Here is a 12544-nt window from a genome sequence, read left to right as displayed (position 1 = left end):
CGAGCACGATGCATAACACGGTTCGGCCGCCGCGCACGATCCATCGAAGACGGAGCGCCAGATGGCGGGGCCGGCTCAGCGCGAGAACACCCGCGTTCCGCCCGGCCAGCGCGGCTTGTCGCCGACCGGGCTTGCGCCGATTTCCCAGCCGACGCCGCCCCACAGCACGTCGACGGCACCAAGCTCTCCCGCGCTGTCGCGGACGTAGAACACGTTGGGCTTGGCGTTGACCTCCAGCGGGCCATTGCTGCCGCTCGGCTGTCGCCTCAACGCGCACCAGACGTCGGCCAGCCTGCTCTCGTGGCTCTGACCGAGTTTGGCGAGGATCTCCTTGTCGCTCGAGGCTGCGCTCAGGATGAAGGTCTGCAAGGATGCGCCGCCGCTATCGTCCTCGATCTTGTTCGTGAAACGCTGCGCGAAGGTCGCGCCTAACCAGGAAATCCTGACCGGCGCGCTCGAGGCAATGTCCTCCTTGAAATGTTCCCGCGCGACGAATTTTTCGGCGTGGGGAATTGCCGAGGTCGACGACGGATCGGACGGTTCCTCGCTTTTCGGCTGCAGGGAACATGCAACGCGGTCAGCAGCGGCAACGGCACCCGGTTGTCCCGGTCTCGTCTCGTCTGCCGCGACGCTCAAACCCTGCATTGCCAGAACAACGGTCAACCACAGGGTGAGGCTTGGTTGGCGCATATTGTTGTTGTCCCTGAATCCGCTGTGCTCGCGGAGACAAGGTAAACCGCATCTTGCAGATGTAAATCAAAGATCAGGTTTCTGGTTAAGGATAAAAAGTAAGTTCAACTACAGCGCGAATTTGAATCAAATGCGCTTCGCGCAAGGGAACTGCTCTCTCGTTTGTACGCGCGGTCAAATGTGGATGTCCCGCCGCGACAGCAGCAGCGGCGGTTTCTCGCGCGGCGTCAGACTCGTCGGCAGAGCGCGGCAGCATCTCGCCTGCGCGCGCAACGGATCGCTCCAGCTCCAGCGAACCCGCCACGACGGATTGTTGGCGTAGGCCGGAATTCGCCAGACCCAGATCGTCTCGTAAACGCTGTCGCCGAACTGCGCGACATCGGGCCTTGCCGTCGGCCACAACGCCGAGCCGGCAACAGCGAACGTCACAATCGCCGCAGTCGTGATCATCATCTTGCGCATCGCGCGCCTGCCTTTCCCGCCTGTCGTGGGCTTTGACGACCCGCGACTCCCAATGCTTCGACTTGCGATCCCGAATTCGTCAGGCCGACATCGGCGACATCAGGCGCCGGGCTGTGCGCCCGATCTGCACGCCATCTGTCGCTGAACTCGTGTCGCCTGAACTCTCGGGACTCGCATCCGGGTCGTCGATCAACCCTGTGATGCCTGCTGGAGCAAAGTTCTTTTCCGCAAACGATCAAGTGCAAGTAATGAGATTGTCATAAACGCAGTGGCCGGACGGTGGCAATCCGGATAACAACGGAAGGTGAGCGCTCAACAAAACTCTTTCGGGGTACACGCCACCCGATGCGCAAAGCCCCGTAGAATTACGACATCATCGGGAGGATATTGGTGTTCGTCACGGTGAAATCCGTTTGCCCAAGGCTTGGTCTGACGCAGTGGATGTCGGAATTCTACTGCGTCATTGCAGACCACAATAGCGCCGTGCCCGCTGCCAGCATGATGCCGTCCATGATCAGGCGGAATGACTCCGGCTTCAGCTGCAGCACGAAACGCTTGGCGATGAAGGCGCCGGCCATCAGCGAGGCGCCGGCGATCAGGCCCTTCAGTGCGATGTCCGGTGTCAGTGCGCCGAAACGCTCGAACGTCACCGACTTGCTGACATAGAGCCCGAGCGAGCTCGCCGCCTCGGTGGCGAGGAACGCGCCCTTGCTGAGACCGTAGAACAGGAACAGCGGCACGCTGAGCGGGCCGGTCGAGGCCACGATGCCGGTGAGGTAGCCGATGAGCGCACCGCCGATTGCGAGATGCCAGAGATTGGCTTTCAGCCTGTGCCGCGCCAGCCAATGCCGCACCGGCACCATCGCGATCAGGAATACGCCGATCGCGACATCGACAGCATGCGAGGGCAGCGCGAGCAGGGTGCGCGCGCCGAGTGCGGCGGCCGGAATGCCGGTGATCGAGTAGGCGATGCAGGCACGCCAGTCGACCTCGCGCCACCAGGCGAGGATGCGCGACAGATTGGCCATCACGGCGGCGACGGCCATGATCGGCACCGCCTGCTTCGGTCCGTACTGATACACCAGCACCGGCATCAGCATGATCGACGAGCCGGTGCCGACGATGCCGGAAATAGTGCCGGCGACCAGGCCGACGATGAGGACGAAGAGAAAGCCCACCTGCGCGCTCCGGTGAGGTGATCCCGAGCCATGCTGAATGCGTGTCCCGGGACAGGAGCTCAGTGTGACCTCATGGTTCGAGACCGCGCAAGGGCGCCGCCGAACCATCGACACGTCATCGTGCGCAGCGCAGCAAGACTTGGACAAATCATGTCGCGAGAATGCGGAGGTAAGACTCACAGACCGCGCAACACATTTGATGTCGTCCCTGCGAAAGCAGGGACCCATAACCACGAATGCTGATTATTGCGCGCCGTCGGAACGACAAGTCCCGTTCACAACATCGGCCGCGGAGTATGGGTCCCTGCTTTCGCAGCGACGACAGAGTGATTGTGGCGCGAGCGCGACACGCAAACCCATCACCTCAACACCACCCACGCCGGCGCGTGATCGCTGGCGCCGTCTTCGCCGCGGATGGTGCGGTCGACGCCGGCTTTCGCAAGCCGCGGCGCCACTGCGGGGCTGAGCAGGAGATGATCGAGCCGCAGGCCTGCATCGCGTGGCCAGCGCTGGCGCTTGTAGTCCCAGAAGGTGAACATCGGCGCGTCCGGATGCAGGGTGCGGATCGCATCGCACCAGCCCTGATCGACCAGCGCCTTGAAGGCGGCGCGGCTCTTCGGCTGGATCAGCGCATCCTTGTCCCAGGACCGCGTCGGGTAGATGTCGAAGGGCGTCGGCGCGACATTGTAGTCGCCGGCGAGCACCACCGGGACGTCCTCTTTGAGCAGCTTGGCGGCATGGGTACGCAGTCGCTTGAACCAGGCGAGCTTGTAATCGAATTTCGGCCCAGGCTGCGGATTGCCGTTCGGCAGATAGAGGCTGGTGACGACGATGCCGCGCACCGCGGCCTCGATGTAGCGCGCTTCGTGATCGCCGGCATCGCCGGGCAGGGCGGTGCGGATCAGCACCGGCTCGGCCTTGCGCGCGAGAATGGCGACGCCGTTCCAGGTCTTCTGTCCCTGCCACACCGCGCCGTAGCCGGCCTGCTCGATCGCGGCCGCGGGAAACTCGGCGTCGCTTGCCTTCAGCTCCTGCAGACTGACGACGTCGGGCTTGGCGGTCTTGAGCCAGCGCAACAGGTTGGGCAGGCGGCGGTTGACGTTGTTGATGTTGAAGGTCGCGATCTTCATGCGCACCGGCAATCGCGGACCTTGATCATGTCAGGTGGACGTCGCCGTTGGCTCTGCGGCCGGCAGTGGCGGCGGCGCAGCGGGCGCGGCTGTTGGCAAGGCTGGCGGTGCTGCGGGTTTGGCAGCCGGCCCGCTCGTCTCGGCGACCGCGTCGCTTCTCGCGGCGACGGCATCGCCGCCCTTGTAGATGCGCACGAAGCGGCGGCCGAGGCTGGTCAGCACCTCGTAGCCGATGGTGCCGAAATGATGCGCGACCTCGTCGACCGTGATGCCTTCGCCGATCAGCGTCGCCATGTGGCCGCGACGCACGGCATTCTTGTCGAGGTCAGTGACATCGACCGCGATCAGGTCCATCGAGACGCGGCCGGCGATCGGGCACCGCTTGCCGGCGACCACGACCTCGGCGCCGCGGGTGCCGTCATTGGCGCTGGCGGCGCGGAAATAGCCGTCGGCATAGCCGGCGGCGACGATCGCAAGCCGGGTCGGCCGGCGCGCGGTCCAGGTGCCGCCATAGCCGACGGTCTCGCCGCGGTCGATGTTGCGGATCTGCACGATGCGCGCCTTGAGGTCGACCACCTGCTGCATCGGGTTGTCGGCCTCCGGCGTCGGATTGACGCCATAGAGCGCGCAGCCCGGCCGCACCATCTCGAACTGGAATTGCGCGCCGAGAAACACGCCGGAAGAATTCGCCAGCGAGGCCGGCACGCCAGTGAACAGGCTCGCGATCTCGCGGAAGCTCGCAAGCTGCTTGGCGTTGGCGGGATTGTTGAGCAATTCGGCGGAGGCGAGGTGGCTCATGACCAGCGTGATGCCGTGATCGCCGGCATTGATCCGCGGGATGATGCCCTGTGCCTCGCTGACCGTGAGCCCCAGCCGGTTCATGCCGGTGTCGATATGGATGCCGGCGCCGCCGGACCAGCCGGAGCGGCGGCAGAACACGTCCCATTCGGCGAGCTCGTTGAGATCGCCGATCACCGGCTTGCAGTCGATCCTGGCGTAGGCGTCGCCGGTGTTCTGGAAAAAACCGCCGAGCGAATACACCGTCGCCTCGGGAGCGGCCGCGCGCACCGCGGCGGCCTCCTCGACGCTGGCGACGAAGAAGGTCTTGCAGCCGGCCTTGGCCAGCGCCCGCGCGACCTGCTCGGCGCCGCAGCCATAGGCGTTGGCCTTGACCACGGCGGCGCATTCAGCCGGCACCGCGGTCTTCTCGAGCTTGCGCCAGTTGGCGATGATGGCGTCGAGGTCGATGGTGAGGATACCGCTGGCGGTCGGGTGGGCCGCCAGCAAACTGGCCTCGGGTGTCAGCTGCGATTTCGCGTCAGTCACGATGTTCATGGCTCAGTTGTACGCGGGTGCCTTGCGTCGTTCAACCGAGGTCCGGATCTCAGTGGCCGTGATCCGGAACCTGACCGTCGGGTGCGAGATCGCCGAAGCGCGTGACGCTGGCCTCGAAGTGCAGATCGACCGTGCCGGTCGGGCCGTGGCGCTGCTTGCCGATGATGACTTCGGCCTTGCCGTGGGCAAGGTCCATGTCCATCTGCCACTTCTCATATTCCGGCGTGCCCGCGCGCGGCTCCTTGTTGGCGAGGTAGTATTCCTCGCGATAGACGAAGATCACGACGTCGGCGTCCTGCTCGATCGAGCCGGATTCACGCAGGTCGGACAGCTGCGGCCGCTTGTCGTCGCGGTTTTCGACCTGACGCGACAGCTGCGAGAGCGCGATGATCGGTACGTTCAGTTCCTTGGCCAGTGCCTTCAGGTTGGTGGTGATCTCGGTGATTTCCTGCACGCGGTTGTCGTTGCCGCGTTTGCCCGAGCCTTGCAGCAGCTGGATGTAGTCGATCACGATCAGGTCGAGGCCCTTCTGGCGCTTGAGCCGTCGCGCCCGCGCGGTGAGCTGCGAGATCGAGAGACCACCGGTTTCGTCGACGTAGAAGGGCAGCGATTGCAGCTCGATCGAACAGTCGCGGATCTTCTCGAAATCGAGCTCGGAGATGCCGCCGCGACGGATCGAGCTCGAGGGGATGCCGGTGCGCTCGGCGAGAATACGGGTGGCGAGCTGTTCGCCGCTCATTTCGCAGGAGAAGAAGCCGACACAGCCGCCATTGACTGCCTTGGTGGTGCCGTCCGCCTGGACTTCCGGCACATAGGCTTTGGCGATGTTGTAGGCGATGTTGGTGGCGAGCGATGTCTTGCCCATGCCGGGACGGCCGGCGAGGATGATGAGGTCGGACGGCTGCAGGCCGCCCATCTTGGCGTCGAGGTCGCGCAGACCGGTCGAGATGCCCGACAGCTTGCCGTCGCGCTGGAACGCCTTCGCCGCCATGTCGACGGCGATCGTCAGTGCCTGTGCGAAGCGCTGGAAGCCGCCGTCATAGCGGCCGGTTTCAGCAAGGCCGTAGAGTTGCCGCTCGGCATCCTCGATCTGGGCGCGCGGCGCGAAGTCGACCGGCGCGTCGTAGGCGACGTTGACGATGTCCTCGCCGATCTGGATCAGGTTGCGGCGCAGGCTGAGATCGTAAACGGTGCGTCCGTAGTCCTGCGCGTTGATGATGGTGGTCGCCTCGGCGGCAAGCCGGGCGAGGTACTGGCCGACCGTCATGCCGCCGATGTCGAGCTCGGCCGGCAGGAACGTCTTCAAGGTCACGGGGTTCGCGACCTTGCCCATCCGGATCAGGCTTCCGGCGGTTTCATAGATTTGCTGATGGATGGTTTCGAAGAAGTGCTTCGGCTCCAGGAAATCGGAGACCCGGTAGAAGGCGTCGTTATTGACCAGGATCGCGCCCAGCAGGCCCTGTTCCGCTTCGATGTTGTGCGGCGCACTTCGGTAGGCCGGGGATGCGGCGTCGGGCGCGAGCTTGTGGACGTTCGAATCAATCAAGGCCATGGACGAGCTTATTCTTCTGATTTCGTCGTTACTGAGATTTTCGGCTGTGGGGCGGCGATGAAGCGCCAGCCCGGCACGAAGCGAAAGGACGGATGTTTCTTATGCACGATTCACACAACGCGAGGTGTGAATCCGAAACAGCCGGATGCATTCCGCTTGACTGGGGTTTTGTCCGAAACCGGGCGGGAGCCGGCCGATCAGCACGGTCGTTGGCAAAAATTGGACGCCGCCTGAACCTTTTGCCAGGCGAGCGGACCCATGGAGAGGCGAGGCGGCTGTTGGCGTCGATTTCTCAGACCAGGATGAGGAAGGCCAGCGCGATCAAGGCGGCCACCACGCCAGTGGCGATCAGGGCGTAGTCAGTCGCGATATCGCGCTGCGGGTCCAACATCGTCTGGTGTGTTTCTCGGGTCATTCCGGACCACTACGACAGTCCGGGACAGACCTCTGTGAAGCAGATCACATGCGCCGCACTTTTTTTGCGGCAGGTTCGCGGGAACGACCCGGCGGATTCCGGGTTGTCTACGCTCAGGCAAGATACGGCGGCGATGGCTCGAGAGTTTCAGACAGCGCGATCAGGGCTTGGCCGGGCAGATGGCATGGACCGCCGCTGGCTGGCGGCGCTTGTCGATGCCATGGAGCAGGCGGCGCGTCCCGAGGTCCGCAATGTTCCCTGCGATGCCAGCTTGATTTCGGCCGCCGCAGCCCATCTGGCGCGTCCGGCGCCGACCTTTGGCCATTGCGGGTCGGCCTACAGCCTGCGCAACTAGCCGCACCCGTTCCTTCAGACCTATTCGCCGGCCAGTTGTAGCCGGGGCTTGGCCGCGCCGGCCTCCTTCAGCCGCAGGCGGGCTTCTTCGCCGCCGATATAGTCGCGGGTTATCGGGACGATGCCCTGGCGCTTGGTGAGCTGGAGCTGGAAGTTCATCATATTCTGCACGCGGAACGACATCTCCGAGGCAGCCAGGTAGAATTCCCACATCCGGGCAAAGGTCTCGTCGTAGAGCCGCACGGCCTCCTCGCGCCGCGCCATGAAGCGCTCGCGCCATGCCTTCAGCGTCTCGGCATAGTGCAGGCGCAGGATCTCCATGTCGCAGATCAGCAATCCGGCCTTCTCGATCGCCGGCATGACCTCGGACAGCGCCGGAATGTAGCCGCCGGGGAAGATGTATTTGCGGATCCAGGGGCTGGTGACGTCGGGGCCGGTCGAGCGGCCGATCGAATGCAGCACCATGACACCGTCGTCGCTCAAGAGTTCGGCGCAGCGCGCGAAGAAGGTTTCATAGTAGGCGACCCCGACATGCTCGAACATGCCGACCGAGACGATGCGGTCGAACGGCCCGGGGATGTCGCGGTAGTCCTGCAGCAGGAAGCGCGCCGATTGCGCCAGGTTCCGCTCCGCCGCCCGGGCGTTGGAAATTTGCAGCTGCTCGGTCGACAGCGTGACGCCGGTGACTTCGGCGCCGCTCATCTCGGCGAGATAGAGCCCAAGGCCACCCCAGCCGGAACCGATGTCGAGGATGCGGTGCCCGGGCTTGATCAGGAGTTTTGCGGCGAGGTGACGCTTCTTGGCGAGCTGGGCATCGTCCAGCGTCGCGTCCGGCGTCTCGAAATAGGCGCAGCTGTATTGCTTGTCCGCGTCGAGGAAGAGCGAATAGAGGCGGCCGTCGAGATCGTAATGACGGGCGACGTTGCTTCTGGATCGGCCGCGCACATTGATCTGCTGGGCGCGGCGTCCGAGGAAGCGTACCCAGGCCTGCAGCCTGGCAAAGTTCGGCAGCATGGCTGCCTGACCCATAAGCACCGCCAACACGTCGGCAACGGTGCCTTGCTCCACCACGAACGTGCCGTCCATGAAGGCTTCGCCGAGATAGAGCTCGGGATCGACCAGGACGCGGAGTTCAGCCCCTCGCGTCATGAAGCGCACGGCAACCGGTACGCCCGTGCCGTCACCGCAGGTGAACTGAGCGCCGCTCGCGGTCGTGAACGTGATCGAACCGCGGCGGATGAAGCGCCCCAAGAAGTATCGCAACAATCGGTCCATCGAAACACCAACGGAACGGCAAGCTGCACACCGACACCACCGGAGTTGATCACTCCAATGTGTCCCCAACCTCAAGATAGGCAGGGAATTAGATCGCGCTATAGCGTTGTGGTCAAAGCCGATATTCCAAAATGTGACAATTGCGTGGATGCGTCATGGGCGCGCTTCCATTCGCGCGATAATCGGCTAAAAGGTGACCGCCGCGGCCGATCCATCAGGCGCTGGCGGCGATTTTTCCGGAATCTGGAGACTTAAGGAATGTTGAGCCGAGCCCTCAGTCTGGCGACGGTGGCGCTTCTGATTGGCTGCCTGTCAGCCGTATCGGCGCAGGCGCAAAACCTCGAGGCCGGCAAGAGCCCCTCCCAGATCTTCGCAAGCACCTGCACAGCTTGCCACAAGAGCCCGCGCGGCCTGCTGAAATCGGTGCCGGCCGGTTCGCTGCCGGGCTTCCTGCGCCAGCACTACACGACGTCCAGCGACATGGCCGGCGTGCTTGCGTCCTATCTGATTTCGAATGGCGCCAACGACCCGCGCTACCAGGCCAAGGATCAGCCCAAGGGGACTAAGGAGGGGGCCAAGGGCCGGGAAGGCAGGCAGGAGGCGAACCAGTCTCCGGAGCAGCCGTCCGAGCGTCCAGCCCGCCGACGGCACCAGGATGCAGCGCCGCAGGAAGGTGCCAAGCCTGACACCGACGGTTTGAATCCCGAAGGACGTCCAATTCACCGCGGCAAGCGGATGGCCCGCCCGAGCGAGGCGCCGGAGGGCGCGAAGCCGGACGACGGCCAGACGCCGCAGGCCTTGGGCGAGGGCAAGCCGTCGCGTCATAAGCACGGCCGTCGCGGCAAGCCCGTCGAGGAGCCGAAGTCCGAGGAGCCGCCCAAGGGCGCGGCGACCAGCGACGAGCCCAAGACGGAGCCGAAGACAGACCCCAAGACCTCCACCAGGCATGATGACAAGGGTGAAGCCGAGAAGCCGGCGAAGCCTGCCGCCGAGCCCGACACGGCAAAGGTCGACGCGCCCAAGAGCAATGGCGGCGGCGAGCCGGCTGCCGTGCGATCCGATCCGGTTCCGCAGGTCACACCGGCGCCTGCCGCGGCTGCGCCTGCGGCGTCCGAGCCGGCCGCAGCCGCATCTCCCGCTCCGGCGCCAGCTGCGCCGCCGGTGACTGCGACGGCGCCGCCGCCGCCACCGCCCACGACGCCAGGCTCCGGCCCGCCGGAAGCTCCGACCTCGAAGTAATCGCCAACGCCGGGCCGCAAGGTCCGGCGTATTCGTTTGACCATCATTAGAGTAATACTCTAGAGTGTTAATCTAGTCAGGAGGACGACTTGAGCACGGCGCGCGAAGATCTGCTGGCAGCGGGACTGGCGGTGTTCGACCGCGACGGATTTGAGGGCGCGACGGTGGCCGAGATCCGCTCCCGCGCCCGCGCGTCCAACGGCAGCTTCTTCCACTTCTTCACCTCGAAGAAGGAGCTCGCCGGCACCCTGTTCCTGGAAATCCTGCAGGCTTATCACGCCGCGATCATCACCTCGGTCGACGACAGCTGCGGCGCCGGCGAGGGCGTTGCGCGGCTGATCCACGCCCATCTCGATTGGGTCGTGACCTTCAGGCGTGAGGCGCGCTTCCTGTTCGAGATTTCGCGCAGTGAGTGGGGCGAGGAGGTGCGCGGCGCGCAGCGCAGCGAGAATTCGCGGCTCACCGATGGCATCGAGCGCTGGCGCGCGCCGCTGCTCGCGCGCGGCGAATTGCTGCCGATGAGCGCCGTGCTGTTCTTCAGCCAGATCATCGGGCCGGCACAGATCTTCTGCCGCGCCTGGCTATCGGGCCGCCACACCGGCGATCCGCGCGAACAGGTCGAGACGCTGATCGCCTGCGCGATCCGCGCGGTGGTGGCGCCGGGTGCGCCGGGACGAACAGGAGGGACTTCATGAGCGAGATCGATCCCGACTTTGCACCGATCGCGACGCGAATTCGCGACAATGTCGGCCGGCAGGGCTTCATGGGTCTTGTCGGGGCCGAGGTGGCCGAGCTGTCGCGCGGCACCTGCACGCTCGCGGTCGACCGCCGGCCGGAGCTGTTGCAGCAGCATGGCCTGTTTCACGGCGGAGTGACGGCGTTTCTGGTCGACAACGCCACCACGATCGCAGCGGCGACGTCGCGCGGCCAGCCGGCGCTGACGGCGGAGTACAAGCTGAACCTGCTGTCGCCGGCCTCGGGCGATCGTCTGATCTGCCGGGCGCGCGTGATCAAGCCGGGACGCCAGGTCGCCGTCGTTGCAGCCGACGTGTTCTGCGTGATCGACGGCAAGGAGAAGCACACCGCGACCGCATTGGCGTCGATCGCCATGCTCGACGACAAGGCGGCGGCACGAATCCAAAGCCCGGCCTGATGGGGCCGGGCTTCGTAGCGTTTAGTCGGTTGGACGATGACGAGAGGCTTACTTCTCTTCGGCGGCCGGAGCCGGCGCGGCTTCCTCGTCGTGCTGGGCTTCCGGATCGAAGAATTCGCCGGCGGCGGCGAGCGCCTCGGCGGCAGCGTCCTGGTCTTCCTGGCGGGTCGAGATGTCCTCACCGCGCTTGATCCGCTCGGCCTCTTCGGCGGAGCGGGCGACCGTCACGGTGACGCTGGTCTCGACCTCGGGGTGGACGGCGATCGTCACCTTCTGCGCGCCGATCACCTTGATCGGCGAGTCGAGCCAGACCTGCGGGCGGGTCACCGTCACGCCGTCGGCAGCCAGCGCGGCGACGATGTCGCGCACCGTGACCGAGCCGAACAGCTGGCCGGATTCGGAGGCCTGGCGGATGATGACGATGTCGCGGCCGTCGATCTTCTCGGCAACCTTGGCGGCTTCGCCCTTGGCCTGGATGTTGTTGGCCTCGAGCTCGGCCTTCATGCCGTCATACTTGGCGCGGTTCGCCTCGGTGGCGCGCAGCGCCTTGCCGCGCTTCAGCAAGAAGTTGCGGGCGAACCCGTCCTTGACGCGCACGACTTCGCCCATCTGGCCAAGCTTGGCGACGCGTTCGAGCAGAATGACTTCCATTTTCGTTCTCCTTTAGATGCAAAGTACGGGTTTAAGTGGTTGGATCGAATCTCAAGCCGCGGGCAAAGGCGGCGGTCTTGTCTGCAGATAGCGCTGGCGCAGCCCGAACACGGCGTCGGCGATGCCGAGCGCGAACATCGCCACGATCGGCCAGCCGAACATGACGACGACCGCATAGATGCCACCGAGCCAGAAGCCGCGATTGGTGAGCGACAGCGTCAAGGTGTGCAGAACGGCGAAGCCGACGAGCGCATAGGCGATTACGAGTGCCGCGGTGACGATCTGCGCCAGCAGCGCAAGCATGCCGCCGATGAAGCTGACGGCGACCGCCGCCAGCAGCGCGACCAACGTCACGGCGGGAAGCGCCGTGGTGCGGAAATCCGGCCACGGCCGATTCAACCGCCCCGAGGTTTGCGTGATCTTGCCGGCGAGCCAAAGGTTCAGCGTCAGCGTCACCATGGAGATGACCGTTGCCGCGAGCGGCGCGAAGATCACCAACGCGTCGACCAGCCGTTCGATGTCACCGCTGGGCTGCGCTTCGCCGGCGCTGAGCATCTTGAGCAGGCCGCGCCGTAGCGTGCCGGTGATCGTGTCGGTATCGGTGCCGAGCGTGAGCAGCGCGGCGGTCGTGGTAATGATGGCGAAGGCTGCAATCCAGAGCAGGATGCGGCCGACGGGGTACCATTCAATCGCTGGCGGCTGCTGCTTGGCGCTGTCGCCGGCTGCGCCCGCGACCGGCCGTCCGAGCAGGGCGAGGTGGCCGAGCCACCAGCCGGGCACGGCGACCATCATGGCAAACGCGATGCTGTAGGGAAGGCCGAAGAGCGTGCCGAGCACGGATGCCGCACCCACTCCACCAATAGCGGCGGCGAGGGGGCCCCAGCCGAGCGCCGCCACCATGATCGGCAGCGGTGCGAGATAGAACAGCAATATCGAGATCGCCGCGCCCGAACTGATCGAGGCGAACATCAGCGCCGACGCGGCGCCGGCGGCAAGTGCAACAATGAGTATCCCGGTCATCAGCTGTCCCGCCCCCTTCGAGCGGTTAGGGGTCCTGTTTCGAGAACCCCAACCATCGGCGACCGGACGACCCGGAAGCCTTATGAGAAT

The 12544-nt window shown here is 65.1% G+C and carries 14 protein-coding genes; 4 read left to right on the top strand and 10 right to left on the bottom strand.

Features of this window, described 5'->3' with window-relative positions; genetic code table 11:
- Window positions 1-75: 75 nt before the first annotated feature.
- From QA635_RS24525 to QA635_RS24495, 7 genes are all read right to left on the bottom strand, one after another.
- Window positions 76-690 carry a hypothetical protein gene (locus QA635_RS24525; protein WP_283061826.1) on the bottom strand — a complete coding sequence of 205 codons (615 nt, stop codon included), beginning with the start codon at window positions 688-690 and terminating at the stop codon, window positions 76-78.
- 174 nt (window positions 691-864) lie between these two features.
- A complete protein-coding gene (locus QA635_RS24520) occupies window positions 865-1152 on the bottom strand; it encodes a hypothetical protein (RefSeq protein WP_283061825.1) in 288 nt (95 codons plus the stop codon).
- A gap of 452 nt (window positions 1153-1604) precedes the next feature.
- Window positions 1605-2330, bottom strand: a complete 726-nt coding sequence (locus QA635_RS24515; protein ID WP_283061824.1) for a sulfite exporter TauE/SafE family protein — start codon at window positions 2328-2330, stop codon at window positions 1605-1607.
- Window positions 2331-2689: 359 nt separating this feature from the next.
- Complete coding sequence (locus QA635_RS24510; RefSeq protein ID WP_283061823.1) at window positions 2690-3460, bottom strand: exodeoxyribonuclease III; 771 nt, start codon at window positions 3458-3460, stop codon at window positions 2690-2692.
- A 30-nt stretch (window positions 3461-3490) separates the two neighbouring features.
- Window positions 3491-4795 (bottom strand): alanine racemase, encoded by a 1305-nt coding sequence (gene alr / locus QA635_RS24505; protein WP_283061822.1) that lies wholly within the window; start codon window positions 4793-4795, stop codon window positions 3491-3493.
- 49 nt (window positions 4796-4844) lie between these two features.
- Window positions 4845-6347, bottom strand: coding sequence for a replicative DNA helicase (locus QA635_RS24500; RefSeq protein ID WP_057019871.1), 1503 nt, complete (start codon window positions 6345-6347; stop codon window positions 4845-4847).
- Between the two features lie 292 nt (window positions 6348-6639).
- Window positions 6640-6762 (bottom strand): hypothetical protein, encoded by a 123-nt coding sequence (locus QA635_RS24495; protein WP_256520498.1) that lies wholly within the window; start codon window positions 6760-6762, stop codon window positions 6640-6642.
- 184 nt (window positions 6763-6946) lie between these two features.
- Here QA635_RS24495 and QA635_RS24490 point away from each other — a divergent pair, with 184 nt between their 5' ends.
- Window positions 6947-7117: a hypothetical protein gene (locus tag QA635_RS24490; protein ID WP_194295401.1), complete on the top strand. Its 171-nt coding sequence runs from the start codon at window positions 6947-6949 to the stop codon at window positions 7115-7117.
- 20 nt (window positions 7118-7137) lie between these two features.
- On the opposite strand, the gene QA635_RS24485 is transcribed toward QA635_RS24490, so the two are convergent.
- Window positions 7138-8391 (bottom strand): cyclopropane fatty acid synthase, encoded by a 1254-nt coding sequence (locus QA635_RS24485; RefSeq protein ID WP_283061821.1) that lies wholly within the window; start codon window positions 8389-8391, stop codon window positions 7138-7140.
- Between the two features lie 258 nt (window positions 8392-8649).
- Between QA635_RS24485 and QA635_RS24480 the strand changes: the two genes are divergently transcribed.
- The 3 genes from QA635_RS24480 (at window position 8650) to QA635_RS24470 (ending at window position 10783) form a co-directional block, all read left to right on the top strand.
- Entirely contained in the window at window positions 8650-9630 is a 981-nt protein-coding gene (locus QA635_RS24480; RefSeq protein ID WP_283061820.1) for a hypothetical protein, read from the top strand.
- 89 nt (window positions 9631-9719) lie between these two features.
- On the top strand, window positions 9720-10325 hold the full coding sequence (locus QA635_RS24475) for a TetR/AcrR family transcriptional regulator (protein WP_283061819.1): 606 nt from the start codon (window positions 9720-9722) through the stop codon (window positions 10323-10325).
- Complete coding sequence (locus tag QA635_RS24470) at window positions 10322-10783, top strand: PaaI family thioesterase (RefSeq protein WP_283061818.1); 462 nt, start codon at window positions 10322-10324, stop codon at window positions 10781-10783. Before QA635_RS24475 ends, QA635_RS24470 begins: the two co-directional genes overlap by 4 nt.
- Before the next feature lie 48 nt (window positions 10784-10831).
- On the opposite strand, the gene rplI is transcribed toward QA635_RS24470, so the two are convergent.
- Entirely contained in the window at window positions 10832-11434 is a 603-nt protein-coding gene (rplI, locus tag QA635_RS24465) for a 50S ribosomal protein L9 (RefSeq protein ID WP_283061817.1), read from the bottom strand.
- A gap of 51 nt (window positions 11435-11485) precedes the next feature.
- Entirely contained in the window at window positions 11486-12454 is a 969-nt protein-coding gene (locus QA635_RS24460; RefSeq protein ID WP_283061816.1) for a DUF2232 domain-containing protein, read from the bottom strand.
- Window positions 12455-12544 lie beyond the last annotated feature (90 nt).

This window comes from Bradyrhizobium brasilense, from assembly GCF_029714345.1.
Lineage (GTDB): Bacteria > Pseudomonadota > Alphaproteobacteria > Rhizobiales > Xanthobacteraceae > Bradyrhizobium > Bradyrhizobium australafricanum.
The sequence above is the reverse complement of the archived record's forward strand: the minus strand, read 5'-3'. Positions and strand labels throughout refer to the sequence as shown.

Coding starts and splice junctions, on each gene's coding strand:
- QA635_RS24525 (WP_283061826.1), bottom strand. CDS start 690: ATGCGCCAACCAAGCCTCACCCTGTGGTTGACCGTTGTTCTGGCAATG.
- QA635_RS24520 (WP_283061825.1), bottom strand. CDS start 1,152: ATGCGCAAGATGATGATCACGACTGCGGCGATTGTGACGTTCGCTGTT.
- QA635_RS24510 (WP_283061823.1), bottom strand. CDS start 3,460: ATGAAGATCGCGACCTTCAACATCAACAACGTCAACCGCCGCCTGCCC.
- alr (WP_283061822.1), bottom strand. CDS start 4,795: ATGAACATCGTGACTGACGCGAAATCGCAGCTGACACCCGAGGCCAGT.
- QA635_RS24500 (WP_057019871.1), bottom strand. CDS start 6,347: ATGGCCTTGATTGATTCGAACGTCCACAAGCTCGCGCCCGACGCCGCA.
- QA635_RS24495 (WP_256520498.1), bottom strand. CDS start 6,762: ATGACCCGAGAAACACACCAGACGATGTTGGACCCGCAGCGCGATATC.
- QA635_RS24490 (WP_194295401.1), top strand. CDS start 6,947: ATGGACCGCCGCTGGCTGGCGGCGCTTGTCGATGCCATGGAGCAGGCG.
- QA635_RS24485 (WP_283061821.1), bottom strand. CDS start 8,391: ATGGACCGATTGTTGCGATACTTCTTGGGGCGCTTCATCCGCCGCGGT.
- QA635_RS24480 (WP_283061820.1), top strand. CDS start 8,650: ATGTTGAGCCGAGCCCTCAGTCTGGCGACGGTGGCGCTTCTGATTGGC.
- QA635_RS24470 (WP_283061818.1), top strand. CDS start 10,322: ATGAGCGAGATCGATCCCGACTTTGCACCGATCGCGACGCGAATTCGC.
- rplI (WP_283061817.1), bottom strand. CDS start 11,434: ATGGAAGTCATTCTGCTCGAACGCGTCGCCAAGCTTGGCCAGATGGGC.
- QA635_RS24460 (WP_283061816.1), bottom strand. CDS start 12,454: ATGACCGGGATACTCATTGTTGCACTTGCCGCCGGCGCCGCGTCGGCG.